This window comes from Pseudocitrobacter corydidari, assembly GCF_021172065.1.
In the GTDB taxonomy this organism is placed as follows: Bacteria; Pseudomonadota; Gammaproteobacteria; order Enterobacterales; family Enterobacteriaceae; genus Pseudocitrobacter; species Pseudocitrobacter corydidari.
The window spans coordinates 1,676,547-1,701,443 of sequence record NZ_CP087880.1; the positions used below are offsets into that span (position 1 = coordinate 1,676,547).

Genomic DNA, 24,897 nt, shown 5'->3' on the forward strand with positions numbered 1-24,897 from the left:
TGAATTGTGTATGCACTTTCACTCCTTATTGAAACCTATGTGACGTAAGCTCGTATCCCTATCTGCACCGCCCCTCCAGGCACACTACCGTCATACCCTGAAGCGTGATTCACGCATTCTGCACCGTCTCATTCTAGCGAGCCAACCTCTCGCGCTGTACGCTATCAAAGGCGGTAGCCGCATAATTCGGAATTCATAAAGGTGACACCCCAAAAAGAAAATGCTCGCCCAAGGCGAGCATTTCAGATTGCTGACAACGTGCGTTTTGTTCTTGTCGGATGCGGCGAAAACGCCTTATCCGAGCTACAAAATATCGCGAACTCAATATATTGCATAAACCTTGTAGGCCGGATAAGGCATCGCCGCCATCCGGCAAAAGCGCGCACAACCGCCCGGTGGCGCTGCGCTTGCCGGGCCTGCATCTTTTAACTGCCGTTGCCAATCTGCCACAAAAATACAGGCGGCACGCCGTTCACACGCCAGTTTCCAACACTGCGGCTCTTGTAGATAACCGGGTTATGTGATGCCAGCGTCCGCGCATTGCGCCAGTGGCGATCCAGCGCTTTTGAGGTGCGCGTGTCCGATGCTCCGAGGGCGTTAAATAACTCCGTTGCCGCGCGCGGGATCAGTTCGCTCACTACCACCTGCGCCTGCGCGGAGGCCACTTCCGCCAGTTCGTTAGCGCGCGTTATCACCGCCGGATCAGCATCGGCATGCACTTCGTACGCCGCCTGCATCGCCTGCGCGGCGCGCTCCACCGTGGCATCCACCGCATAGACCCAACTGCTGATTTGCCCCACCACCTGCAACACCTGCGCGTCATCTCGGGCGGCGGGCGCGTTGCCGTGGCTATAGACACGACGGCGATTTTTCACCCCCTCTGCGGCATCGCGTTCAATGGCCCGGCCAACTCCGGCAAGCGTGGCGAGCAGCACGTGCTGATAGAACGCCGTTTGATAGCGGAATCGCTCAGCAAAATCCGTCACGTGTTCCTGTTCGACAAACGCATCGCGAAAACGGGTGGTGCCGCTACCCGTCAGGCGCTGGCCAAAACCGTCCCAGTCATCGTCACGCTCAACCTCCGCCTGATGCGTGCTAACCAGCGCGATAATATCGCCGCCGGTATCGCTACGCCGCCCGAAGACATCTATCCAGTCCGCGAACAGCGTGCCGGTGCTGTAGAACTTCTCGCCCGTCAGCCGCCAGCCGTTCTCTGTCGGCGTCACTTTGGTGATGACATCACCCAGTTTAACCTCGCCAATTTCCGTCCAGCCATTGCCGACAATATCGCCATCAAGAAAGCGGCGGAACCAGCGATCGCGCAGTTCGCTTTCAGGGCGGTTGAGCTGATCTTCGACAAAAGCAAAGTGCCCGCGCAGCGCCTGCGGAAGGTTTGAATCCGCCTGCGCCAGTTCGCCAAACAGCGCGAAAAGTTGCGGCAGCGAGGCGCCAAAGCCGCCCTTTTCCTGCGGGATGCGCACCGTGCCGAAACCCGCTTCCTTCAGCCAGCGAATCGGTTCGTACGGCAGCGTACGGTTAATTTCCCGCGCGACCGTCTCGGTGGCGATGCGTTCAAATATCGGGCGAAAGCGCGCCGCCAGCGCGTCATAATCTGTTCCGGTTGAGAGTAAGGTCATCAAAGACTCCTTATTGGTCGTCGATATCGTGGCGGGTAGGCTCATGGCGCACCGCCAGCAGGAAGAAAATCGGGATCAGCGCAGCAAGCGACACCACCCAGAACATGTTGGTACCAAGCGAGGCCTGTAGCAGCGGCAGAATAAACAGCGCCAGCGCGCTGCCCACGCCGGAAAGCGCGCGGCTGAAACCGACGCCCGTCGCACGAATATGCGTCGGGTAAGAGAGCGCCGGGTAAATCATCAGCTGCGCGCCGGGGCCAAAACCTTCGGCAAACAGCCACAGGCCGAGCATCCCCACCGCAATCGCCACGCCCAGCGCCGCCTGCGGCTGCCCCACCAGCGCCAGCACAATCAGCGCGACGAATTGCAGAGCAAACCCGGCAATCGCCACGTGTCGGGAGGGATATTTCCACGCCAGATGCATCCCAAGCAGGCCGCCGGTAAACGCGAACAGCGCATTTAGCCCAAGCGAGGCAGCGATGGTTTCAAACACGCCCGCGCCGAGGAACTGCGCCAGAATGGTCGGCAGGAAGAAGGCAATCGCGGTGTATTCAAAAGCGATACAGATATTCATCACCCCGGAGACAATCGTGCGCTCGCGATACGGTTTTTCGAACAGTACCCGGTAGCTCACTTTCGGCGGCGGCGCGACGTTTACACCCGGCGCTTCATGGGCGGCGATACCATAGGATTCACGCAGAATACGCGCCGCCCCTTGTAAATCGCCCTGATTAGCCGCCCACAGCGGCGACTCGTTCATAAACTTGCTGCGCACGGCAATAATCAACAGCGCAGGCACCGCACCGAACAACAGCGAGGCCCGCCACAGCCAGTCGAGATGCTGGGTGGGTAACAGGAAGTACAGCGCGAAGATAATTAAAAAGCAGACGGTGGAGGCTGCATACCACATCGGGCACCAGGCGGCGAGGCGCGCGGCTTTGTTACCTTTTCCGGCGAATTTCGAAAATTCCGCAAGATAGGACATTGCCACCGGCAGGTCGATGCCAACGCCGATCCCCATCAGGAAGCGCGCGCCAATCAGCACCCATACGTTCGGCGCCAGCCCGGCGGCAATTGCCGATACCACGAAGAACAGCATATCTGCCATAAAGACCGAGTAGCGGCCATACTTATCAGTCAGCCAGCCGCCAATAAGATTGCCGAAAATGGTGCCAACCATAATTGACGACGTCACCAGGCCGGTGAGCAGCGGCGTCAGTTGAAACTCCTTCACCACATCATCGATACCGTAAGAGAGCGTGGTGAGATCGTAAGCATCCAGAAAGACGCCGCCGAGCGCTAAAAAGACAATCATGCGCGCGTATTTTGCCTGTTCGCCGTGGTTGTTAATCAGCTTCGCGACGTCGCTTACCGAACCGACGGGCACAGAAACCCCGCCCGCATTTTCTACCGGGATTGAACTCATAGTTTTACCTTGCCTGAAATGGCCGGTCAGCTGACCGGCTAAGAATGGTTAATCTGCGGAAACGGGCACCAGCACACCTTTGACTAACGGATCGTCCGTGGTCTTAAGCCAGGTTTGGATCCGGGGGTCAGCAAATGTCTGTTTCAGTTTTTCGATATTCTCCTGGTTCAGATACGGCGTACCTATCACCAGCTGCGATGCAAAGGTCCGTGGGGCGGGCGGGAAAAGAATGCCCTTCTCGCGCGGAATTTTCCCGGCATCAAACTGCGAGACATAGCCAATCGCCGCATCTACCGAGTTCAGCGCGCGCGGCATGGTCAGCAAATCCAGTTCCTTAAACTGATACTGATGCGGGTTTTCGACGATGTTTTTCAGTTTCGCGGTACGCGGTTCAACCGCCGGGTCGAGTTTAATCAGCCCGATACGCGCCAACAGCCACAGGGCCTGCCCCTGATTTGCGCCGTCGTCCGGCACCACAATCGTTGCGCCTTTGGGCAGTTTATCGATAGAGGGATATCGGTCGGAGTAAATACCAAACGCCCACTGGAAGACCGGTACGGTGGTGCTCAGCGCAAAACCGTTGGCATCGACAACCTGCTTGAGCCACAACTGATGTTGATAAATGGTGCCCGCGTAGGTGCCATCCGCCACCGCGCGATCCGCCTGCACCGGGTCCTGCACGCCAACGGCTTCCAGCGTCAAGCCATAGTCTGGCGCGATATGCTCACCGATGTATTCAATAATGCGCTGCTCGCCCGCCATCGCCGGTTCATAATGAATTTTCAGCGTGGTACCAAACACCACCTGCGCCGGCCCTTGTGTGCGCCACCAGGCGAACGCGGCAATCGCAATGAGTAATATTGCCAGCGCCACCAGCCACGGCCAGCGCCGGGCTTTACGCAGTTCAAACTGTTCTGTCGTCATCAGACGCTCCCCTGTGTGTGTCGAAGTCGGGTAACCAGGCGGTCGCCCAAAAACTGGATAAGCTGAATAGCCACAATTAGCACCACAATGGTGGCAATCATGATGTGGTTGTCGAAACGCTGATAACCGTACACCACCGCGAGATAACCGATTCCCCCCGCCCCGATGGTGCCCGCGATCGCTGAATACTCAATCATCGAGATGATGTTAAGTGTCACCGCCGCCACCAGCGCAGGCAGCGCTTCGCTCAGTTGCGCTTTGGTAATGATTTGCCAGGCGGAGCCACCGCAAACCAGCCCGACCGCCGTCACGTCTGCGGGCAGTTCGCGCAATGCGTTCTCCACCAGCCGCGCGAAGAACGGGATCCCGGCGACAATCATCGGCACCACCGCAGCGGGAATGCCGATGGTGGTTCCCGTCAGCCACCAGGTGAACGGAATGATGGCGGCCATCAGCACCAGAAACGGCAGCGATCGTCCGACGTTGGCAATACTGTTGAGTACGCGATGCAGGGCCGGACGAGGGAACAGCCCGCGCGCAGAGGTATTGAACAGGACAACGCCGCCCACGCCTCCCAGCGTCACAACAAACAGCATCACGATAGAGACCATCAGCGCCGTCTCCCCCAGTGCGGGCAGCAGCAGCGTATGAATCTCACTCCACGGCGTATCCTGACTGACAGTGGTGGGTTTCATACCGCCTCCTTCAACGCTCGCGGCGCGTCCAGAACCTGCGCAACCACACCAAGATGCGCTAACTGCGCGACCAGCCGAGGAATCGACACGCGTTCGTGAGTAAAGCTGATGCCAATCTGCATTCTGCCGCTGAGCAAGCCGTTAATTTGCTCAACATGACCGCCCAGCACATCGACACGCAGACCGTGCTGTTGGCTAAGCTGGCTGATCCAGTCCGTGCGCGCGCTGCCGTCGGTACGATAGCTCACACGCAGTAACACATCGGCAGGCGTGGAGGCCGGTGCCAGTGGCATCAGTTGCTGACCGAGGTGGGAATCCGGCTGCGCCAGCAGCGTTTTCAGCGCCCCTGACTGCACAATCTCGCCCTCGCGGATCTCCGCGACCGCATCCGCCGTCGTTCGCACCACGTCCATTTCGTGGGTGATCAAGACAATGGCAAGCCGATAGTCATCACGTAACTGACGCAGCAGTTTCAGCACCGAATCTGTCGCCTGCGGATCCAGCCCGGAAGTGGCTTCATCCGCCAGCAACACTGACGGACGTAACGCCAGCGCGCGGGCGATGCCAATGCGCTGACGCTGGCCGCCGGAAAGCTGTGCCGGATAAGCCTGCGCTTTGTGACTCAGCCCGACGCTTTCAAGCAGTTCGCCCACGCGGGCGTGAATATCCCTCTCCACCACGCCAAGGTATTCCAGCGGCAGAGCAATGTTCTGCCACGCCGTCTTACGCCCGAGCAACGCCGAGGACTGGAAAACGGTGCCAATCGCACGACGCTCCCGGCGCAGGGCAACACCTGAGAGCAGCGAGAGATCGTTACCGTTGACCCTGATGCTGCCACTATCGGGGCGCTCCAGCAGGCTGATGCACTTCGCCAGCGTCGATTTCCCCGCCCCGCTCGGGCCGACCACTGCCGTGATCGAACCCGCCTGCACCTGCAACGAAATCCCTTTCAAAACCGGCGTCACGTTGCCGCTTGCGCTACGGTAACTCTTTGAAAGATTTTCGATTTCAATCATGCGACCTTTTCTCCCGCCTCAACGGACTGCCCAGCATGAATGCGATAGCTCGCACCAGGGTGTGGCGCCTGCAAACGGGCATCCCCTCCGAACAGTTTTTCGCGCAGGGTGCCGGGGCGATACTCTTTCTTGAAGACGCCGCGCTTTTGCAGTTCCGGGATCAACAGTTCCACCACATCGGTAAAGGTTTCGTGAGTCACGGCGTAGGCCAGGTTGAAGCCGTCCACGTCGGTCTCTTCCACCCACGATTGCAGTTCATCGGCGACGGTTTGCGCGCTGCCCACCATTAACGGGCCGAATCCCCCAATACCGACCCACTCCGCCATCGCTTCTACCGTCCACTGACGGTTAGGATCGGCCGTTGAGAACGCCTCAACCACCGACTGAATGGCGTTGGTCTGCGAGTATGTGAAGATTTGGTCCGGTTTAAACTGGCCGAAGTCGATCCCTGTCCAGCCGGAGATCAGCGCCAGTGCGCCCTCGTAGCTGACGTACGATTTGTACTCATTCCATTTCGCCTGTGCGGCTTTGTCCGTTTCGCCGACGATGACCGTTTGCATGTTGAAAATCAGAATACTGTGCGGGTCGCGCCCGGCTTCAGCGGCGCGGCGACGAATATCGGCCACGGTCTTTTTGAGCAACGCTTTTGACGGCGCAGCCACGAACACGCACTCCGCGTGGCTGGCGGCAAACTGTTTACCCCGGCTGGATGCTCCCGCCTGATACAGCACCGGCGTGCGCTGCGGGGAAGGCTCGCAAAGGTGAAAACCCGGTACGTCAAAGAATTTACCGTGGTGGTTAATATTGTGGATTTTGCTCGGATCGCTAAAGATGCGGCGCTCGCGGTCACGCAGGATCGCGCCCTCTTCCCAGCTGCCTTCCAGCAGTTTGTACACCACGTCGAGATACTCATCGGCGTAGTCGTAACGCACGTCGTGATCCGTTTGCGCTTTATGGCCGATATTACGCGCCCCGCTTTCCAGATAAGAGGTGACAATATTCCAGCCCACGCGGCCTTTGGTCAGATGGTCAAGGGTCGAAAGACGGCGGGCAAACGGGTACGGGTGCTCGAACGACAGCGACGCGGTCAGGCCAAAACCAAGATGCTCGGTCACCAGCGCCATCGGGGTTATCAGCGCCAGCGGATCGTTTACCGGTACCTGCGCGGCCTGGCGAATCGCCGCCTCGCCGTTACCGTTCAGGACGTCATAAACCCCCAGCACATCGGCAATAAACAGGCCGTCAAACTTACCGCGCTCCAGTAAACGCGCCAGATCGACCCAGTAATCCAGGTCTTTATACTGCCAGGAGCGATCGCGCGGATGCGCCCACAGGCCCGGCGACTGATGGCCGACACAGTTCATATCAAAAGCGTTAAGACGAATTTCACGTTGCGATGGCATAGCACTCTCCTGTCGCGCCAGGGGCAAACCTGGCGCTATGTCATTTCATAGTTTTTAGAGGGGAATTTTTTTAGATGATGGGACATCGTGCTGACAGCGTCAGCAGGGCTTCGCGGGCGACGGCCTGAGCATGATCCGCCACCTGCGGCAGGCCCATCAGTTCACCAAAGCGGCCACGGGCAGCAGGCCCGGAGACCAGGAATATGGCAGAAGGTTTACCCTGCGCATCCAGCGTTTGCGAATGGGTATCGACGTCGATCCCTAAACCCAGCGCATCGGGGCGAATCACGCCAGCACGGCGCAAATCACGTAAAAACGGCTGGCTTTCCGTGAGCGAAGCGTGCGCGGGCCCGGTGGTTAAAATCAGATAATCGACGGACAGATCCTGCGGCGCATCATTGCGCACCGCGAGCTGTACACGCAGATGATTCTCCTTCGCCGTCACCGTTTTCAGCCTGGCCGCCAGCACAGTGAGTAAGCCAGCCTCCTGCTTCGCGGTAATGGCATCGGCCACCTGTGGCGCAATGCGGTAGCGGTGCACATCCCAGAAGCGGCGCAGATGACGCAGGAACTGGCGCTGTTCGCGCTCACTTAACTGTTGCCAAATCGACTGCCCCTGGCTGCGGACTTCATCAAGCACCACCTGCCAGGGCAGACCGATTTCAGCGGCACGGGCAATATCTTCGCGAATCTGTCGCAAGCACTGGCGCAGCGATCCGTGGGCATACTCCGCCTGCCATTTTGGCAAACCTGCCGCCGCGTTAGGCCGTGAAAGTAAGCCGTGGCGCGAGAACGCCAGCAGTTTGCCGCGATGCCCTAAGCGGGTCAGCGATGCCACGACATCCGCCATGCTCAGTGCGGTACCGACAATCGCCACGTTGGCTTCAGGGGGGATGTTTTCCAGCGCCCCGGCAACCCACGGGTTGGCTACCAAGCGCGGATGTTCGGCAATCGCCCGCACTTCTTTAGGGAGATCCGGCGGCGGATGACTGACCGCCAGCACCACGCGATCGGCTGAGATCTTACGCCCCTGCGCGGTGATCACCTGATTATCCTGCCAGGCCACGGCGGTATCACGCAGATGGGAGACGCGTCCTGGCTGCTTTTGCGCCTCGGTGAGAAACGCCTGGGCGACATAGCGACCAAACTCGCCACGCTGCGGATAGACGCTGCCATCGGGGCGACGGGCGTCAGCATCGCGCAGGAAACTCGTCTGCTGACGATACCAGCGGTCAAACGCCCCCTCTTCCTCGCCGGAAAGCTGCATCCTGGACGCCGGAACATTGATGCGATGCGCCGGGTCGGCGGCGGAGTACGCCACGCCCAGCCCCGGCTGCTCTCGGGGCTCAATGAGGGTGATACGCACAGGCGTTTGCGCTTCGCGCAGCAGATGAATTGCCACCGCCGCCCCGCTGAAGCCGCCGCCAATAATCACAATATGAGGTTCACTCATCGCACATCTCCACAAACCTTGTTTAACTGGCGCTGACCTGTTTTGTCGGACGCGCCGCACCGCCGATGGTTTCGCCAAACGGACCGGTATTCACGTTGCCGGACTGGCTACGCGGACGCGTACTCAGCGGCAGCATCGGCATCACCAGCTCGGCGAAACGATGTGCCTCTTCGAGATGCGGGTAGCCGGAGAAAATAAAATTCGTGATCCCTAAAGCCTGGTACTCACGAATACGTTCCGCCACCTGCTGCGGATTTCCCACCAGCGCGGTGCCTGCGCCGCCGCGCACCAGGCCAACGCCCGCCCATAGATTGGGCGAGATAACCAGATTATCGCGATTCCCTTTATGTAAGGCGCTCATGCGCGCCTGGCCGGTTGAATCCATACGCGAGAAGATCTGCTGCGCCTGCGCGATGGTGTCATCATCCAGATGTGCAATCAGCTTGTCGGCGGCGGCCCACGCCTCTTCTTCCGTTTCGCGCACAATGACGTGCAGACGGATACCGTATTGCAGCTCACGTCCTTTCGCTTTCGCCCGCGCTTTCACCACTTCCAGCTTCTCCGCCACCTGCGCTGGCGGCTCGCCCCAGGTCAGATAAGCGTCGATATGATCTGAAGCAACGTCAATCGCCGCATCGGATGAACCGCCGAAGTACAGCGGCGGACCATTCTCCTGCACCGGCGGGAACAGCACTTCCGCGCCTTCCACCTTGATATGCTTGCCGTGGTAGTCGACCTTTTCACCCGCCAGCAGGCGGCGATAAACATCAAGGAATTCCTGGGTCACTTCATAGCGTTCAGTATGATTCAGGAAAATCCCGTCGCCTTTGTTTTCTACCGGGTCACCGCCGGTCACCACGTTAATCAGCAAACGGCCTTCTGACAGGCGATCCAGCGTTGCCGCCATGCGTGCCGCAAGCGTTGGCGGCTGAAGCCCAGGACGCACCGCCACCAGATAACGCAGATTACGCGTCTGCGGGGCCAGCGCGGCGGCCACCAGCCAGGAGTCTTCACAGCTTTTACCGGTTGGGATCAGCACACCGTAATAGCCCAGGCTATCGGCGGCCACCGCCACCTGTTGCAGATAAGGCAAATCAACCGGACGCCCACCCTGGGTGGTGCCCAGATAGCGACCATCACCGTGGGTTGGCAGGAACCAGAAGACATTCAGGTTATTATCGGATTTCGCTGTCATTATCTCTTTCCTTTATAACTATATTCACTATTTATCGAAGCGTTTCTTCAAGATGGTTATAACTGTATTAGCGAAATCCGTGCCAAAATTTAACAAAAATTAAAATCATTAATATCATGTAGTTAACACATATGGCGCGATCAACCTCTCGTTGCAAATGCGACAAGTAGCGGACACACCCTGCTGCAAATGCAACAAACCGGGCCTTCCCCGCTCTGGTGTATTGCTCCGGTAAAAGATAAGTTCGGCATATGAATTACGCGGAGCCAAACCTATGCTAAACGCCTCTACCCCTGTGCTGATTGACCCGGCCTCCAAAGCCTTTCAAAGCCTGCTTGACCGATTTGCCCCGACCGATGCCACCGTGCTCATCATTGGTGAGACCGGCAGCGGCAAAGAGGTGGTGGCTCGCTACCTTCATCACCATAGCCCGCGTAGCCACGCGCCCTTTCTGGCGGTGAACTGCGGTGCATTGACCGAGTCGCTGGCAGAAGCGGAACTGTTCGGTCATGAGAAAGGCGCATTTACCGGTGCGATGCAGGCGCAGCCCGGCTGGTTTGAGGCCGCTGAAGGCGGCACGCTGCTGCTGGATGAAATTGGCGAGCTGAGCCTGGCGTTGCAGGTCAAACTGCTGCGCGTGTTGCAGGAGCGCGAGATAACCCGAGTGGGCTCGCGCAGACCCATCAAGGTGAACGTGCGGGTGATTGCCGCGACCCATGTCGATCTTGAGCAGGCCATTCGCGAGCGTCGATTCCGGGAAGATCTCTTCTATCGCCTTAATATTGCGGCGGTTAACCTTCCGGCGCTGCGCCAGCGGCGCCAGGATATCCCATTACTTGCAGAGCATTTTTTACAGCTTTACGCCAGACGCTTAGGCAAACCCTCTCGCCGTTTAGCCCCGGATACGCTGGCCGCGATGATGGACTATTCATGGCCTGGCAACGTGCGTGAGCTGGAGAACATGCTGCATACGGCCGTATTGCTCAGCCAGGAGGAAGTCATTACGCCTGCGCAACTGCGCTTTACTTCCGCACCAGCAAGGAACGATGAGCAAGAAGAAGATTCATTGGCGGCGTTTATGCGCGAGCAGTTAACGCTGCACGGCGGGCAACTGTACGATCGGGTGATGAACGCGATGATTCAGACGGCGATGAGCCAAAGCGACAATAATCAGAGCCAGGCCGCCGCACTGCTGGGCATCAGTCGCCACTCGTTGCGCACTCACCTGGCGCATCTCGGAGTAATAAAAAGTCGCCGCAAACCGGGGGCTGTACTGATGAGCGCCTCCTCGCCTGTCCCGCGCGAGCGTGAGCTGCGTATTGGTTATCAACGTTTCGGCAACCTTGGCGTGCTGAAGGCGCGTCAGACGCTGGAGCGCGAATTTGCCGGGCGCGGCGTGAACGTCCTGTGGAGCGAATTCCCCGCCGGCCCGCAAATGTTGCAGGCGCTAAGCAACAACGATATCGATTTTGGCACCACGGGCGAAGCGCCGCCGGTCTTTGCCCAGTCGCGCGAAAACGCGCTGCTTTACGTCGCCTGGGAGCCGCCCGCGCCACGCAGCGTGGCCATGGTGGTGCCGAACGACAGCGACATTCAGCACATTCGTCAGCTGCGCGGTAAACGCATTGCCCTGAATAAAGGTTCCAATGTGCACTGGCTGCTGGTGCAGATTCTGGAAGAGGCGGGTTTACGCCTTGAGGATGTAAAAGTGGTGTACGCACCGCCCAAATATCCGTTAACGCCCAGCGACTATCTGGCCGCCGACGCGTGGATGATGTGGGACCCGGTACTCAGTGATGCAGAGAAAAGCGGTCAACTGCGGATTGTCGCCACCGGCGAGGGGCGTGTGAACAACCATCAGTTTTATATCGCTCGCCGTCAGTACGCGCAGTATAACGATGACATTATTGCGCATGTCGTTGATGCGCTCGGCAGAACCGGGAAGTTTATCGACAGACAGCGTCATGACGCGGCGCAGTTGCTTTCCAGCGAACTGGGGCTGGATATCGCCTCGCTGGAGTGTGCGCTGGCCCGTCGCAGCCATCAAACCCGCGAAATGGATTTAAAAGTGATTCGCGCCCAGCAAACCATCGCCGATCGCTTCTACGCGCTGGGCCTGCTGAGCAAACCCGTGGCGGTGCGCGACGCCATCTGGTGCGCGAAAGTGGAACAGGCCGAACCGTGGATTGCGGCCTGATAAGACTCAGTGCTGCTTAAAGGTGGCGATGGGCTTCGGTGAAATGCCGAAGTCCTCTTTCAGCTGCTGCTTACTTTTCATCACCATCTGCCCGTTGGTGTCGATGGTCATATGCTGGGCGTCGCTGTTGTAGCGCGCCTGCCAGAGCATCACCAGTTGCAGGCAGTTCTCTTTTTGCTCTGCGGTCAGGGCCACACCATCCGGCCATTTCCCCAGCTCCACCGCCGTCATCAAACGCTGATAAACGTCCGGTGTCATATTGTCGATAATTTGCTCAATACTCATGTCCGACTCCGACTGTTAAGGAATAATTTGCTGAATCGTTTTTTCAACCTTTAGTTGACTCACCTTTCTCGCCATCCGTGAAGCTCAGTGACGCCGAATTGACGCAAAAACGTTCACCTGTCGGCTGAGGCCCATCGGGGAAGACATGGCCCAGGTGTGCATCGCAATTTCCGCAACGGATTTCAGTACGTTGCATACCGTGGGAGTAATCGTTGAGATAGCGGATCGCGGTATCGCTTACGGGCTCATAAAAACTTGGCCAGCCACATCCGGAATCGTACTTACTTTCGGAGTGGAAAAGTGGCGCATCGCACACTAAACAATGGTAAATCCCGTCACGCTTATTATGCAGCAAACGTCCGGTGAATGGCGGCTCGGTGCCGTGATTCTGCGTGACGTAGAACTGCATTTCGCTTAAATTTTTTTTGAGTTCTTCGGGGGTAGGTTTGTTCGCCATTTTGCTCACATCTCGCTATGGAAAGTACATCTCAACTCCGATTCTAACAAAACATTAACAATGGCGTATCGACTTTTGTTCTAAACTTATCCGATGCGAAAAGACGGCCGATTTATTGTGATGTATTTCACATTTTTATCTGCTGTAACCTTTAAAATTCGCCGCGCTGACCCCATGTGGTTACAAGCTCAAAGGGAGAGTGAGGTAAATCAATCGAGCAAAGGTTGTGCTAAGAGTTGATTTGTCGCAATGATTGACACGATTCCGCTTGACGCTGCGTAAGGTTTTTGTAATTTTACAGGCAACCTTTTATTCACTAACAAATAGCTGGTGGAATATATGACTATCAAAGTAGGTATCAACGGTTTTGGCCGTATCGGTCGCATTGTTTTCCGTGCTGCTCAGGAACGTTCTGACATCGAGATCGTTGCAATCAACGATCTGTTAGACGCTGACTACATGGCATACATGCTGAAATATGACTCCACTCACGGCCGTTTCAACGGTACCGTTGAAGTGAAAGACGGTCATCTGATCGTTAACGGTAAAAAAATCCGTGTTACCGCTGAGCGTGATCCGGCTAACCTGAAATGGAACGAAGTTGGTGTTGACGTTGTTGCTGAAGCAACTGGCCTGTTCCTGACTGACGAAACCGCTCGCAAACACATCACTGCTGGTGCGAAAAAAGTTGTTCTGACTGGCCCGTCCAAAGACAACACTCCGATGTTTGTTAAAGGCGCTAACTTTGACAAATACGAAGGCCAGGACATCGTTTCTAACGCATCCTGCACCACTAACTGCCTGGCACCGCTGGCAAAAGTTATCAACGACAACTTCGGTATCATCGAAGGTCTGATGACCACTGTTCACGCGACCACCGCTACTCAGAAAACCGTTGATGGCCCGTCTCACAAAGACTGGCGCGGCGGCCGCGGCGCATCCCAGAACATCATCCCGTCCTCTACCGGTGCTGCTAAAGCTGTAGGTAAAGTACTGCCAGAACTGAATGGCAAACTGACTGGTATGGCGTTCCGCGTTCCGACTCCGAACGTATCCGTTGTTGACCTGACCGTTCGTCTGGAAAAAGCTGCTTCTTACGAAGAAATTAAGAAAGCAATCAAAGCTGCTTCCGAAGGCCCGATGAAAGGCGTTCTGGGTTACACCGAAGACGACGTTGTATCTACCGATTTCAACGGCGAAGTTTGCACTTCCGTGTTCGATGCCAAAGCGGGTATCGCACTGAACGACAACTTCGTGAAACTGGTATCCTGGTACGACAACGAAACCGGCTACTCCAACAAAGTTCTGGACCTGATTGCTCACATCTCCAAATAAGTTGAGATGAAACAGTAATCTGAAAGAGCGACTTCGGTCGCTCTTTTTTTTGTTTGAAAAGAAGGATTGCGTAATGATTAATAAAATTTTTGCACTTCCGGTAATCGAACAACTTACCCCTGTGCTCTCCCGTCGTCAGCTTGATGAGCTGGAAATTATCGTTGTTGATCACCCGGCTGTTAAAGCATCCGTTGCGCTTCAGGGTGCACACCTGCTGTCGTGGAAACCAGCAGGAGAAGCGGATGTGCTGTGGCTGAGCAACAATACCCCGTTTAAAAACGGCGTTGCGCTGCGCGGCGGCGTGCCGATTTGCTGGCCTTGGTTCGGCCCGGCGGCTCAACAGGGCCTGCCTTCTCACGGCTTTGCCCGTAATCTGCCGTGGGCGCTGAAGGCGCACAACGAAGATGACAACGGCGTAGTACTGACCTTTGAACTGCAAAGCAGCGAGGCATCTCGCCAGTTCTGGTCGCACGACTTCACCCTGCTCGCCCGTTTCAAACTGGGTAAAACCTGTGAAATTGAACTGGAAGCACATGGTGATTTCGAAACCACCAGCGCGCTGCACACCTACTTCAACGTGGGCGATATCCACGCGGTCAAAGTGAGCGGCCTTGGCGATCGCTTTATCGATAAAGTGAACGATGCCAAAGAAGGCGTGTTGAGCGATGGCGTACAAACCTTCCCGGACCGTACCGACCGCGTTTATCTGAACCCGGAATCATGCAGCGTGATCCACGATGCCGCGTTGAACCGCAGCATTAACGTGATCCACCATCATAACCCGGACGTTGTGGGCTGGAACCCTGGCCCGGCGCTGTCTGTCAGCATGGGCGATATGCCGGACGATGGCTATAAAACCTTCGTGTGTGTAGAAACCGCATGCGCCAGCAAAACGCAAAAAGCGACGGCGGATAAACCGTCTCGTTTGAGCCAGACCATTAAGGTTGTGAAAGGCTAAGTGGTTAGCCCGGCATTTGTGCGGGCTTTTGCCGGGTGGCGCTAGCGCTTACCCGGCCTACAGTTGATCGCATTTTTTGACCGTAGGCCTGATAAACGAAAGCGCCATCAGGCATTTTCTTCACACGACATCCAACGCCGTTTTATGCCCCGGGGCCGGGAACGCGCTGTCCAGCAATGCCTGTTCTTCCTCGCTTAACGTCAGCGTTAACGCCGCCGCATTCTCTTCCACATGCTTCACCGTCGCCGCTTTCGGAATCGCCATAATGCCGTGCTGGCGAATCACCCATGCCAGCAGCACCTGGGCGACCGTCGCCTGATGCACATCCGCAATGGCTTGAACCGTCGGGTTGGCAAACAATCCCCTGCGCAAACGCCCGGCCTGTGCCAGCGGGCAGTACGCCATTACCGGCATTGAATGCTGCTGACACCAGGGGAGAAGATCGTATTCGATTCCTCGTGAGGCCAGATGATAGAGCACCTGATTCGCCGCGCAGGCCTCCCCGCCTTTCACCTGCCACAATTCCTGCATATCGGCGTAATCGAGGTTCGACACGCCCCAGTAACGGATTTTGCCCTGTTCCACCAGTTTTTCCATCGCCGTCACGGTTTCCTGCAACGAATAGTTCCCGCGCCAGTGTAAGAGATAAAGGTCGAGATGGTCGGTGCCCAATCGCCGCAGGCTGGCTTCGCAGGCGGCAGCCATATTGCTGCCCCCGGCATTCCACGGATACACCTTGGACACCACGAATACGCGGTCGCGGATCCCGCGAATCGCCTCGCCCACCACCTCTTCCGCGCCGCCTTCGGCGTACATCTCCGCCGTATCAATTAACGTCAGCCCGCAATCAACGCCAGCCCGCAGCGCCATGGCTTCTTCACGCCGTGCGCTGGCGTCTTCCCCCATATACCACGTTCCCTGGCCGATCGCTGGCAACCGTTGCCCGGCGAGTAAAACCGTTTTATCTGCCATGACATCCTCCTTTTGTTATCTCTTACCCTAAACAGTTTCCGGAAAAATGCCAAAAAAAAGCCCGCCAGTGGCGGGCTCGATACGACGATGCAGTAATCAGAAGGTGTATGTGACACCGGTTGAGAGCAGACCGGTCCAGCTTTTGTCCACCATCGGGCTGTCGGTGATTTCATCCGACAGACGGGTATAACGGGCAGTACCGTATACGCTCCAGTTGCCGAGGAAGCGATAGTTCGCGCTCAGCTCCAGATACGGATTCCAGCCGCCATCAGCGCTGTAGTCGCGCAGACCGCTTTTACGCGATTCTTTGTGCGACACGCCGTAGTAGTAGTCATTCATGTTATCGCTGTTCCACTCAACACCGATACCAGGCGTCAGCGTCAGGTTGCCGTTGGTGTAGCGATAAATCCAGCCCAGGTCCCAAATCAGGCCGTTGCTTTTATCCAGCGTATCGCCGGAAAGCGTGGTACGCAGCGAACCGTACTGAGTATGGTGGAACCAGGAGACACCGGCCATCAGCGTGGAGTGACGGCTGTCGAGGCGGCGCAGTTTATGGCTGTCGCTGTCGCTCGGTTTGAAGTACATCGGCAGCCAGTATGCGGTCAGGGAAAGCTGATCGGTACCGTCATTCCACAGGTAGTAACCGCCGCCCAGGCCGCGGAACCAGAAGTTCTCACTTTCATAGGTCAGGACCGGCACCGGCACAACATCGTTGCTGTACTGTTTATAGGGATGTTGAATGACACCAACGCCTGCCCCCAGGGTCAGTTTGCTTTCAGCCTGCACGGCAGTTGCAGAAGTAGCCAGCAACACGCCCAGCGTCAGAAGTTTGATTTTATTCACAATCCGTAATTCCTTTTTTAACTTATCAGCGGCGGAAGTGTACCCGCCCGATTCGCTTATCACAAATTTTTTACCTGAAATGGCACATTATCACTCGATATTCTCTCGATAATTGATGACAGCACGCTTGCAAACACGTGACAGCAGAAAGAAATCCCTTATCTCTATAAAAAGAATAAATGACCGTATTTTTTGATGAGTTATTGATATGTCATTGAAATTCGTTTTTGACAGCATGCAAGTTTTGCAAATGCCATCTACGCTTATTTTTAGAAGTCGTCATCGCAGGGCATGTTTTCGTGAAGAGTGCAGCAGCCGGGGATTTCGGTTGCAGGACTTGCAGCGAGCGTCGTGCGGCAGACTGCTTCCGGGAGCCTCCACTATTCATACGAACGGCTCTTAACCACCTGTGCTAAAAAAAGACGAAAGGACGGCATGCCATGAATATATTCGATCACTATCGCCAGCGTTATGAAGCTGCCAAGGACGAAGAGTTCACACTGCAGGAGTTTCTTACCATTTGTCGGCAAGACCGCAGTGCCTATGCTAATGCGGCAGAACGGCTATTAATGGCTATTGGTGAGCCTGTAATGGTCGACACTGCCCAGGAGCCACGGCTTTCCCGTCTGTTTTCGAACCGCGTCATTGGACGCTATCCGGCGTTTGAAGAATTTTATGGCATGGAGGATGCGATTGAGCAAATCGTCTCCTACCTCAAGCACGCCGCCCAGGGACTGGAAGAGAAGAAACAGATCCTCTATTTACTGGGCCCGGTAGGTGGCGGTAAATCGTCACTGGCGGAACGACTGAAATCCCTGATGCAGCGGGTGCCTATCTACGTGCTGAGCGCCAACGGCGAGCGCAGCCCGGTAAACGATCATCCGCTGTGCCTGTTTAACCCGCAGGAAGACGCGCAGATTCTGGAAAAAGAGTACGGCGTGCCTTCACGCTACCTCGGCACCATCATGTCGCCGTGGGCGGCAAAACGGCTACATGAGTTTGGCGGCGACATCACCAAATTCCGCGTAGTCAAAGTGTGGCCATCGATTCTGGAACAGGTGGCGATTGCGAAAACCGAGCCGGGCGATGAAAACAACCAGGATATTTCGGCGCTGGTCGGGAAAGTGGATATCCGTAAGCTGGAACACTTCGCGCAGAACGATCCAGATGCCTATGGCTATTCCGGCGCGCTGTGCCGCGCCAACCAGGGGATCATGGAATTCGTCGAGATGTTCAAGGCGCCGATTAAAGTGTTGCACCCGTTGCTGACCGCGACACAGGAAGGCAACTACAACGGTACCGAGGGCCTCTCTGCCCTGCCGTTCAACGGTATTATCCTTGCGCACTCCAACGAATCGGAGTGGGTCACCTTCCGTAATAACAAAAATAATGAGGCGTTCCTTGACCGTGTGTACATCGTCAAAGTGCCTTATTGCCTGCGCATTTCGGAAGAGATCAAAATTTACGAGAAACTGCTTAACCACAGTGAGCTGGTACATGCGCCTTGCGCCCCTGGCACGCTGGAAACCCTGTCGCGCTTCTCGATTCTGTCGCGTCTGAAAGAGCCGGAAAACTCGAGCATTTACTCAAAAATGCGCGTCTACGATGGCGAAAGTCTGAAAGACACCGATCCGAAAGCGAAGTCGTATCAGGAGTATCGCGACTATGCTGGCGTAGACGAAGGGATGAACGGCCTTTCAACCCGTTTCGCCTTTAAAATTCTGTCGCGCGTGTTCAACTTCGACCATGCGGAAGTGGCGGCCAACCCGGTTCATCTGTTCTATGTGCTGGAACAGCAGATTGAGCGCGAGCAGTTCCCGCAGGAAATGGCGGAACGTTATCTTGAGTTCCTGAAAGGTTATCTGATCCCGAAATATGCCGAGTTCATCGGCAAAGAGATTCAGACCGCGTATCTGGAGTCCTACTCTGAATACGGCCAGAACATTTTTGACCGCTATGTCACCTATGCGGATTTCTGGATTCAGGATCAGGAGTATCGCGACCCGGATACCGGCCAGCTGTTTGACCGCGAATCGCTCAACGCTGAGCTGGAGAAAATTGAGAAGCCTGCCGGGATCAGCAACCCGAAAGACTTCCGTAATGAAATCGTCAACTTTGTGCTGCGCGCCAGAGCACATAACAACGGGCGCAATCCGAACTGGACCAGCTATGAAAAACTGCGCACGGTTATTGAGAAGAAAATGTTCTCCAATACCGAAGAGCTGCTGCCGGTTATCTCCTTCAACGCCAAAACGTCAACAGACGAGCAGAAAAAACACGATGACTTTGTCGATCGCATGATGGAAAAAGGTTATACCCGTAAACAGGTACGACTGCTGTGCGAATGGTATCTGCGCGTGCGTAAATCGTCATGATGTGATGCCCGGCAGCGCTTGCCTGCCGGGCATATCACAGCGTTCTGTAAGCCGGATGAGCGCAGTGCTATTCGGTTTTATAGATACGGCAAAAAGTTGGCAGTACGGGAGGGGAAATATGACCTGGTTTATAGACCGGCGTCTTAACGGCAAAAACAAAAGCGCGGTGAATCGCCAACGCTTTTTACGCCGTTATAAAGCGCAGATTAAACAGTCGATTTCCGAGGCCATCAATAAGCGTTCGGTTACCGACATAGACAGCGGTGAGTCTGTCTCCATTCCTACGGATGATATTAACGAGCCGATGTTCCATCAGGGGCGCGGCGGGCTTCGCCATCGGGTGCATCCCGGTAACGATCACTTTGTGCAAAACGACCGCATCGAGCGCCCACAAGGGGGCGGCGGTGGCGGCGGAAGCGGTCAGGGCCAGGCCAGCCCTGACGGCGAGGGGCAGGATGAATTTGTCTTTCAGATTTCGAAAGATGAATATCTGGATCTGCTTTTCGAAGATTTGGCCCTGCCGAATCTGAGAAAAAACCAGCAGCGACAGCTGACCGAGTATAAAACGCATCGGGCGGGGTTTACCTCAAACGGTGTACCGGCCAACATCAGCGTGGTTCGATCTCTGCAAAACTCGCTGGCCCGACGCACCGCCATGACGGCGGGGAAACGGCGCGAATTACATGAACTGGAAACCAGTCTGGACATCGTCGCGAAAAGCGAACCGGCCCAGTTGCTGGAAGAGGAGCGGCTGCGCAAAGAGATTGCTGAGCTGCGGGCAAAAATCGATCGCGTGCCGTTTATCGACACTTTTGACCTGCGTTACAAAAACTATGAGAAACGGCCTGAGCCCACCAGCCAGGCGGTTATGTTCTGCCTGATGGACGTTTCAGGGTCGATGGATCAGGCCACCAAAGATATGGCCAAGCGTTTTTACATTCTGCTCTATCTGTTCCTGAGCCGAACCTATAAAAACGTCGAGGTGGTCTATATTCGCCACCATACGCAGGCCAAAGAAGTGGATGAACATGAGTTCTTCTACTCCCAGGAAACCGGCGGCACGATTGTCTCCAGCGCGCTGAAACTGATGGATGAAGTGGTGACGGAGCGTTATAACCCGGCACAGTGGAATATCTATGCCGCACAGGCGTCGGATGGCGATAACTGGGCGGATGACTCCCCGCTGTGTCATGAACTGCTGGCGAAGAAGATTCTGCCGGTAGTCCGTTATTACAGCTATATCGAAATAACCCGCCGGGCACATCAAACCCTGTGGCGAGAATATGAGCATCTGCAGGCGACGTTTGAGAACTTCGCGATGCAGCATATTCGCGACCAGGAGGATATCTACCCGGTATTCCGCGAACTGTTCCATAAGCAGGATGCCTGACGCTAATCAGCCAGCAATGCCCTTTGCTGGCTGATTTCCTCATTTTTGTTATCAGTAAATTCTCAGCACGCTATTCATCGGGGTGATTATCATTAAAAAATGGTATAGCTCACGAAACGTACACTTTTTAATATACCCCCACACCATAAACGGTTACTTTTAAATTGGTGATGACAAAAGGAGGTATTATGACCAAGAAGATTCTTGTACCGATTGATATTTCAGAAACTGAACTCACTCAGCGCGTGATTGCGCAGGTAGAAGCGCAAGCCCGTCTGGATGATGCGGAAGTCCATTTCCTGACCGTACTCCCTTTGTATCCATACTATGCCACCCTTGGCGCGCGCTATGTGGCCGATCTGCCGGTGATGGACGATCTCGAAACCGATGCCATGAAAAAGCTCGACGAGATTGTGAAGCAGTTTTCCCTGCCGGAAGATCGGGTTTACAAGCACTTCGCGGAAGGCGCGCCAAAGGACAAAATCCTCGAACTGGCGAAAACCATTCCCGCGGATTTGGTTATTATTAGCTCGCATCGTCCTGATTTTACCACTTATCTCCTGGGCTCAACCGCTGCGGCGGTGGTCAGACACGCGGAGTGTTCTGTTCTGGTTATTCGATAATTATCTTTACACTAAGCGGAAAAGGTTATTTCCGCTTAGTGCCCTATCCTGAAAAAATGCATGCTATAATTCAGCGTCGCCAGTGAAGTTCAGGATATAAACGTGTCACATTTCAGCAGCAAAAAAACAACGTCTGTGATAGTCATCTTATCGACCTGCGTATTCCTCGGACTTTTGTATAAAGAGTACAGCAACCTCAATAACTATATGAATTATATCTCTGAGAACGGGCGTTCCGCGCTTTTTCACGAAGAGTATATTAATCAGAATCTGGCCTTTCAGTTATCGCGCGCTTTCTCAGCAGATGCCAACATAAAGAAGCATGATACCCGCGCCTGTCAGAAACTGGAGCATCTCAACGGTGTAAACGGGTTTAACCTTGCCAGCCATGACTTTCAGGCACTACCGGGCACGTTACAGACCACCAACGCCTCCTGTGAGCAGTGGATCAGCGATGTCGCTTATCTGCCACTGATCAATTCGCTGCCCGCCCGAAAAACGTCGAAGTACACGTTTTCCAACTATTCCGGCTATGCATTTGATAACATCCGCTATTACATCGATGTGGCTAATTCCTATATCTATATCAATAAACTGGTCGACAGTAATAAGTACACCTTTAATAATTGGCTGGTTGTTAACCATAATTCAATCGATATCAAAAAAAGTGCACAGACTATCAGCATTGATGACAGCAGCCTGAAAGATCTGGCGATGGGCGAAAACATTATCTCTCATGTTTATCGGGATGGTTACACCCACCATAATATTATTAGCATGCTAACGCCGGTGTTTAAAGACAGCACGTTTAAAGGCATTATCATCACTGATATAAATATCAGTGACCTGGCAACGTCTTTCTATACCGCCGACAGACCGGTTATCTGGAAGTTTCTGTCGATGCACATCGAAGACAACGCCACCGGAAAAAAAATCAATTTCCATAACCCTGCCTGGCGGGTGCGTACGCTTATTCATCATAAAGAAGCGATCACCCAGTACTACTCTCTGCACATCAGCCTGGATATCGTCTACTTTATCATCTCGAATACGTGGCTGATCTTCAGTTATCTCTTAACCACCTATTTGCTCTGCGCTTACGCAAAATACCATCTGACACGCAATGCACGCCTCTCACGGGAGAACATCACGGATGTGATGACCGGCCTGTACAATAGAAAACTGCTCTTACCTTCCCTACAGGCAAAAATCGATGAACTGCTAGCAAAAGGCATTGCCGTGAGCGTCATCGCACTGGACTGCGACGGCCTGAAGCGCATCAACGATACTCTGGGGCACCAGGCGGGAGACCGTATGATTCAGGCGTTGGGAAAAGCCATCGATCAGTCGATTCGTAAGAGTGATTACGGCATTCGCCTCGGCGGTGACGAGTTTAATATTATCCTCATTGATAATACCCTCGCTGCGGCGCAGCAGGTGGTGAAACGTATTGAAAACAATCTGGCGGCGATGGATACCGGCTTCCCGGTGAAATTCTCCTGGGGCGGTTATCAGATGCAGCCGGGCGAGCCGCTGGACAGTGCTTTTGCGAAAGCCGACGGCGCGTTGTATCTGCACAAAAAAGGGAAGCGCTCCCGATAAGCGTTGAGCACTTGAGTTAGCCGCCAAAAGGGCTACCCTGAAGACTGTTTTTCGTCGCAAGGAGAAGATATGTCTGAAATCAACGCACCTCAGGATGTTCACCAGCATCTGTTAGATTTGTTAGCGGAAAACCGCGCGCGCTACCGTGTCATGACCCATGAAGCGGTGGGTAAATGCGAAGCCGTTTCTGAAATGCGCGGCACGGCGCTGGGCCAGGGAGCCAAAGCGCTGGTATGCAAAGTGAAAGGCAACGGCATCAAGCAACATATTCTGGCGGTACTCGCCGCCGACCAGCAGGCTGATTTATCGCGTATTGCTGAGCACGTCGGTGGGTTAAAAGCGTCCCTCGCCAGCCCAGCCGAGGTAGAGCAACTCACCGCCTGCGTTTTTGGCGCAATCCCGCCTTTCTCTTTTCATCCCTCGCTGCGTCTGATTGCAGACCCGTTATTGTTCACGCGGTTTGATGAAATTGCGTTTAATGCCGGTCGTCTGGAAAAATCCGTTATTCTGAATTCCGAAGACTATTTACGCATTGCGCAGCCTGAACTGGTGGCGTTTCGTCGCGAGCTATAACAAAAAATAATAATTACCAGGCGATAATGCCCGTTATCGCCACTGAAACGATTCATTTTGCATTGAATTGTTACCGGTATCACGAAAAGCAGTTTACATAACGATATTGCAAAATCTCATAATTGTTTCCCCTCTCCCTTTCCCTAAACATGGTCCGGTAATGCTCTCTGAAATAACCTTATAAAGACAGGGTGGATCATGAGTCAATTTATTAGCCGCAAGGAAAAAATCAGCTATGGTTTAGGCGATATGGCCAGCCATATTGGTTTAGATAACGTTATTATTTTTCTGACTTTCTATTATACCGACGTCGTGGGTCTCCCCGCCGCCTTCGTGGGAACAATGTTTTTACTGGCCCGTACCGCCGACGCCATCATCGACCCGGCGATGGGCTACCTGGCTGACCGCACCACCTCACGCTGGGGCAAGTTCCGCCCATGGATGCTGTGGCTGGCCCTGCCGTTTGGCGCCAGCTGCCTGCTGACCTACGCGGTACCGGAGTCGTTAGACCTGACGGGGAAAATGATTTTCGCCACCGTCAGCTATACCTTCATGATGTTGATGTATACCGCCATTAATATTCCCTACTGCTCAATGGGCGCGGTGATTACCCCGGATAATAAAGAGCGTATTTCTCTGCAATCGTATCGCTTTTTTCTGGCCACACTCGGCGGCGCAATGTCCACGTTTTTTATGATGCCTTTAGCTGAATTTATTGGTGGCGCAGATAAATTAATGGGCTATCGCTGGTCGATGGCAATTATGGCCAGCATTGCCGTTATCATGTTCTGGATTTGCTTTGCCAATACCCGTGAGCGAATTCAAGCGCCCGCCACACATAATAATTACCTTGCCGAGTTACGCGATCTCTTACGTAACGATCAATGGCGCGTTGTCGCCGTTCTGGTATTAACCAATATTGGCTTTGGGGTGATTCGCCTGGGTGCCATGATGTATTTCGTCACCTATTATCTCGGCGATGCGGGCTATTTTATGTGGATGCTCGCTGCACATATTATCGGTAAAGCCGCAGGCAGCGCGCTGGCCAAACGCCTGACCCGCAACGCCAGTAAGGTCCAGATGTTCGGCTACTGCTCGGTGCTGGCCGGTATTCTTAGCATTGCGCTGTTCTTCGCGCCGAAATCCATCGTCGTGCTGGTGCCCCTCACCTTTATCGTTTCGACGCTTTACCAGTCCACCACCACCTTAATGTGGGTGATGATGGCGGACGTCGCTGATTACGGCGAGTGGAAACAGGGTAAACGCATGGACGGCGTGATTTTCTCAACTTTCCTCGCGGTACTGAAACTGGGCATGGCCATCAGCGGCGCGATCGTTGGCTGGACGCTGGGCCTGAGCGGCTATGTCGCTAACGCCCCGCAACAAACGCCGCTCGCCATGCACTGCATCGTCGCCCTGTTCACTATCATTCCAGGTATGTTGTCGCTGTGCGCCTTTGCAACGCTGCGCTGGTATCGGCTGGACGATAGCAAAATGCAGGAAATCCATCTCGCCAAACAGAGCTTCTCTTAAGGGTC

Annotated in this window: 21 protein-coding genes; 9 read left to right on the forward strand and 12 right to left on the reverse strand. The window is 54.9% G+C overall.

Annotated elements, in window-relative coordinates; all coding sequences use genetic code 11:
• Positions 1–425: 425 nt before the first annotated feature.
• From G163CM_RS07775 to ssuD, 8 genes are all read right to left on the reverse strand, one after another.
• Positions 426–1,637, reverse strand: coding sequence for an acyl-CoA dehydrogenase family protein (locus G163CM_RS07775; RefSeq protein WP_231827617.1), 1,212 nt, complete (start codon positions 1,635–1,637; stop codon positions 426–428).
• A gap of 10 nt (positions 1,638–1,647) precedes the next feature.
• Positions 1,648–3,063 carry an MFS transporter gene (locus tag G163CM_RS07780; protein ID WP_231827618.1) on the reverse strand — a complete coding sequence of 472 codons (1,416 nt, stop codon included), beginning with the start codon at positions 3,061–3,063 and terminating at the stop codon, positions 1,648–1,650.
• Positions 3,064–3,111: 48 nt separating this feature from the next.
• On the reverse strand, positions 3,112–3,987 hold the full coding sequence (locus G163CM_RS07785) for a MetQ/NlpA family ABC transporter substrate-binding protein (protein ID WP_231827619.1): 876 nt from the start codon (positions 3,985–3,987) through the stop codon (positions 3,112–3,114).
• Positions 3,987–4,682, reverse strand: coding sequence for a methionine ABC transporter permease (locus G163CM_RS07790; protein WP_231827620.1), 696 nt, complete (start codon positions 4,680–4,682; stop codon positions 3,987–3,989). Before G163CM_RS07790 ends, G163CM_RS07785 begins: the two co-directional genes overlap by 1 nt.
• Positions 4,679–5,698, reverse strand: a complete 1,020-nt coding sequence (locus tag G163CM_RS07795; RefSeq protein ID WP_231827621.1) for a methionine ABC transporter ATP-binding protein — start codon at positions 5,696–5,698, stop codon at positions 4,679–4,681. Before G163CM_RS07795 ends, G163CM_RS07790 begins: the two co-directional genes overlap by 4 nt.
• The gene (locus tag G163CM_RS07800; RefSeq protein ID WP_231827622.1) at positions 5,695–7,101 is read right to left on the reverse strand and encodes an LLM class flavin-dependent oxidoreductase; all 1,407 of its coding nucleotides are present in this window, start codon (positions 7,099–7,101) and stop codon (positions 5,695–5,697) included. The genes G163CM_RS07795 and G163CM_RS07800 overlap by 4 nt, the downstream gene beginning before the upstream one ends.
• A 70-nt stretch (positions 7,102–7,171) precedes the next feature.
• The gene (locus tag G163CM_RS07805; protein ID WP_231827623.1) at positions 7,172–8,554 is read right to left on the reverse strand and encodes an FAD/NAD(P)-binding protein; all 1,383 of its coding nucleotides are present in this window, start codon (positions 8,552–8,554) and stop codon (positions 7,172–7,174) included.
• A 22-nt stretch (positions 8,555–8,576) separates the two neighbouring features.
• A complete protein-coding gene (gene ssuD, locus G163CM_RS07810) occupies positions 8,577–9,749 on the reverse strand; it encodes an FMNH2-dependent alkanesulfonate monooxygenase (protein WP_231827624.1) in 1,173 nt (390 codons plus the stop codon).
• A gap of 274 nt (positions 9,750–10,023) precedes the next feature.
• Between ssuD and G163CM_RS07815 the strand changes: the two genes are divergently transcribed.
• The gene (locus G163CM_RS07815) at positions 10,024–11,946 is read left to right on the forward strand and encodes a sigma-54-dependent Fis family transcriptional regulator (protein WP_231827625.1); all 1,923 of its coding nucleotides are present in this window, start codon (positions 10,024–10,026) and stop codon (positions 11,944–11,946) included.
• A 6-nt stretch (positions 11,947–11,952) separates the two neighbouring features.
• On the opposite strand, the gene G163CM_RS07820 is transcribed toward G163CM_RS07815, so the two are convergent.
• Both G163CM_RS07820 and msrB read right to left on the reverse strand, forming a co-directional pair.
• Complete coding sequence (locus G163CM_RS07820) at positions 11,953–12,231, reverse strand: YeaC family protein (RefSeq protein ID WP_015964794.1); 279 nt, start codon at positions 12,229–12,231, stop codon at positions 11,953–11,955.
• Between the two features lie 43 nt (positions 12,232–12,274).
• Complete coding sequence (gene msrB, locus G163CM_RS07825) at positions 12,275–12,688, reverse strand: peptide-methionine (R)-S-oxide reductase MsrB (RefSeq protein ID WP_015964795.1); 414 nt, start codon at positions 12,686–12,688, stop codon at positions 12,275–12,277.
• Between the two features lie 339 nt (positions 12,689–13,027).
• Here msrB and gapA point away from each other — a divergent pair, with 339 nt between their 5' ends.
• A complete protein-coding gene (gapA, locus tag G163CM_RS07830) occupies positions 13,028–14,023 on the forward strand; it encodes a glyceraldehyde-3-phosphate dehydrogenase (protein ID WP_149464751.1) in 996 nt (331 codons plus the stop codon).
• Between the two features lie 73 nt (positions 14,024–14,096).
• Positions 14,097–14,981 carry a D-hexose-6-phosphate mutarotase gene (locus tag G163CM_RS07835; protein WP_231827626.1) on the forward strand — a complete coding sequence of 295 codons (885 nt, stop codon included), beginning with the start codon at positions 14,097–14,099 and terminating at the stop codon, positions 14,979–14,981.
• A gap of 120 nt (positions 14,982–15,101) precedes the next feature.
• On the opposite strand, the gene G163CM_RS07840 is transcribed toward G163CM_RS07835, so the two are convergent.
• On the reverse strand, positions 15,102–15,953 hold the full coding sequence (locus G163CM_RS07840; RefSeq protein ID WP_231827627.1) for an aldo/keto reductase: 852 nt from the start codon (positions 15,951–15,953) through the stop codon (positions 15,102–15,104).
• 96 nt (positions 15,954–16,049) lie between these two features.
• Positions 16,050–16,796 carry a MipA/OmpV family protein gene (locus G163CM_RS07845; RefSeq protein ID WP_015964799.1) on the reverse strand — a complete coding sequence of 249 codons (747 nt, stop codon included), beginning with the start codon at positions 16,794–16,796 and terminating at the stop codon, positions 16,050–16,052.
• A 440-nt stretch (positions 16,797–17,236) separates the two neighbouring features.
• Here G163CM_RS07845 and yeaG point away from each other — a divergent pair, with 440 nt between their 5' ends.
• From yeaG to G163CM_RS07875, 6 genes are all read left to right on the forward strand, one after another.
• Positions 17,237–19,171 (forward strand): protein kinase YeaG, encoded by a 1,935-nt coding sequence (gene yeaG, locus G163CM_RS07850; protein ID WP_015964800.1) that lies wholly within the window; start codon positions 17,237–17,239, stop codon positions 19,169–19,171.
• A gap of 118 nt (positions 19,172–19,289) precedes the next feature.
• Positions 19,290–20,561, forward strand: coding sequence for a YeaH/YhbH family protein (locus G163CM_RS07855; RefSeq protein WP_015964801.1), 1,272 nt, complete (start codon positions 19,290–19,292; stop codon positions 20,559–20,561).
• 188 nt (positions 20,562–20,749) lie between these two features.
• On the forward strand, positions 20,750–21,184 hold the full coding sequence (gene uspF, locus G163CM_RS07860) for a universal stress protein UspF (protein WP_015964802.1): 435 nt from the start codon (positions 20,750–20,752) through the stop codon (positions 21,182–21,184).
• A gap of 102 nt (positions 21,185–21,286) precedes the next feature.
• Entirely contained in the window at positions 21,287–22,786 is a 1,500-nt protein-coding gene (dgcJ, locus tag G163CM_RS07865; protein WP_255690271.1) for a diguanylate cyclase DgcJ, read from the forward strand.
• A 69-nt stretch (positions 22,787–22,855) separates the two neighbouring features.
• On the forward strand, positions 22,856–23,359 hold the full coding sequence (locus tag G163CM_RS07870; RefSeq protein WP_231827629.1) for a YbaK/prolyl-tRNA synthetase associated domain-containing protein: 504 nt from the start codon (positions 22,856–22,858) through the stop codon (positions 23,357–23,359).
• Positions 23,360–23,557: 198 nt separating this feature from the next.
• Entirely contained in the window at positions 23,558–24,892 is a 1,335-nt protein-coding gene (locus G163CM_RS07875) for a glycoside-pentoside-hexuronide (GPH):cation symporter (protein ID WP_231827630.1), read from the forward strand.
• The last annotated feature ends 5 nt before the right edge of the window (positions 24,893–24,897 follow it).

Bases quoted from the DNA above. Each gene is read 5' to 3' on its own strand.
- G163CM_RS07775 (WP_231827617.1), bottom strand. From the start codon at position 1,637: ATGACCTTACTCTCAACCGGAACAGATTATGACGCGCTGGCGGCGCGC.
- G163CM_RS07780 (WP_231827618.1), bottom strand. From the start codon at position 3,063: ATGAGTTCAATCCCGGTAGAAAATGCGGGCGGGGTTTCTGTGCCCGTC.
- G163CM_RS07785 (WP_231827619.1), bottom strand. From the start codon at position 3,987: ATGACGACAGAACAGTTTGAACTGCGTAAAGCCCGGCGCTGGCCGTGG.
- G163CM_RS07790 (WP_231827620.1), bottom strand. From the start codon at position 4,682: ATGAAACCCACCACTGTCAGTCAGGATACGCCGTGGAGTGAGATTCAT.
- G163CM_RS07795 (WP_231827621.1), bottom strand. From the start codon at position 5,698: ATGATTGAAATCGAAAATCTTTCAAAGAGTTACCGTAGCGCAAGCGGC.
- G163CM_RS07800 (WP_231827622.1), bottom strand. From the start codon at position 7,101: ATGCCATCGCAACGTGAAATTCGTCTTAACGCTTTTGATATGAACTGT.
- G163CM_RS07805 (WP_231827623.1), bottom strand. From the start codon at position 8,554: ATGAGTGAACCTCATATTGTGATTATTGGCGGCGGCTTCAGCGGGGCG.
- ssuD (WP_231827624.1), bottom strand. From the start codon at position 9,749: ATGACAGCGAAATCCGATAATAACCTGAATGTCTTCTGGTTCCTGCCA.
- G163CM_RS07815 (WP_231827625.1), top strand. From the start codon at position 10,024: ATGCTAAACGCCTCTACCCCTGTGCTGATTGACCCGGCCTCCAAAGCC.
- G163CM_RS07820 (WP_015964794.1), bottom strand. From the start codon at position 12,231: ATGAGTATTGAGCAAATTATCGACAATATGACACCGGACGTTTATCAG.
- msrB (WP_015964795.1), bottom strand. From the start codon at position 12,688: ATGGCGAACAAACCTACCCCCGAAGAACTCAAAAAAAATTTAAGCGAA.
- gapA (WP_149464751.1), top strand. From the start codon at position 13,028: ATGACTATCAAAGTAGGTATCAACGGTTTTGGCCGTATCGGTCGCATT.
- G163CM_RS07835 (WP_231827626.1), top strand. From the start codon at position 14,097: ATGATTAATAAAATTTTTGCACTTCCGGTAATCGAACAACTTACCCCT.
- G163CM_RS07840 (WP_231827627.1), bottom strand. From the start codon at position 15,953: ATGGCAGATAAAACGGTTTTACTCGCCGGGCAACGGTTGCCAGCGATC.
- yeaG (WP_015964800.1), top strand. From the start codon at position 17,237: ATGAATATATTCGATCACTATCGCCAGCGTTATGAAGCTGCCAAGGAC.
- G163CM_RS07855 (WP_015964801.1), top strand. From the start codon at position 19,290: ATGACCTGGTTTATAGACCGGCGTCTTAACGGCAAAAACAAAAGCGCG.
- uspF (WP_015964802.1), top strand. From the start codon at position 20,750: ATGACCAAGAAGATTCTTGTACCGATTGATATTTCAGAAACTGAACTC.
- G163CM_RS07870 (WP_231827629.1), top strand. From the start codon at position 22,856: ATGTCTGAAATCAACGCACCTCAGGATGTTCACCAGCATCTGTTAGAT.
- G163CM_RS07875 (WP_231827630.1), top strand. From the start codon at position 23,558: ATGAGTCAATTTATTAGCCGCAAGGAAAAAATCAGCTATGGTTTAGGC.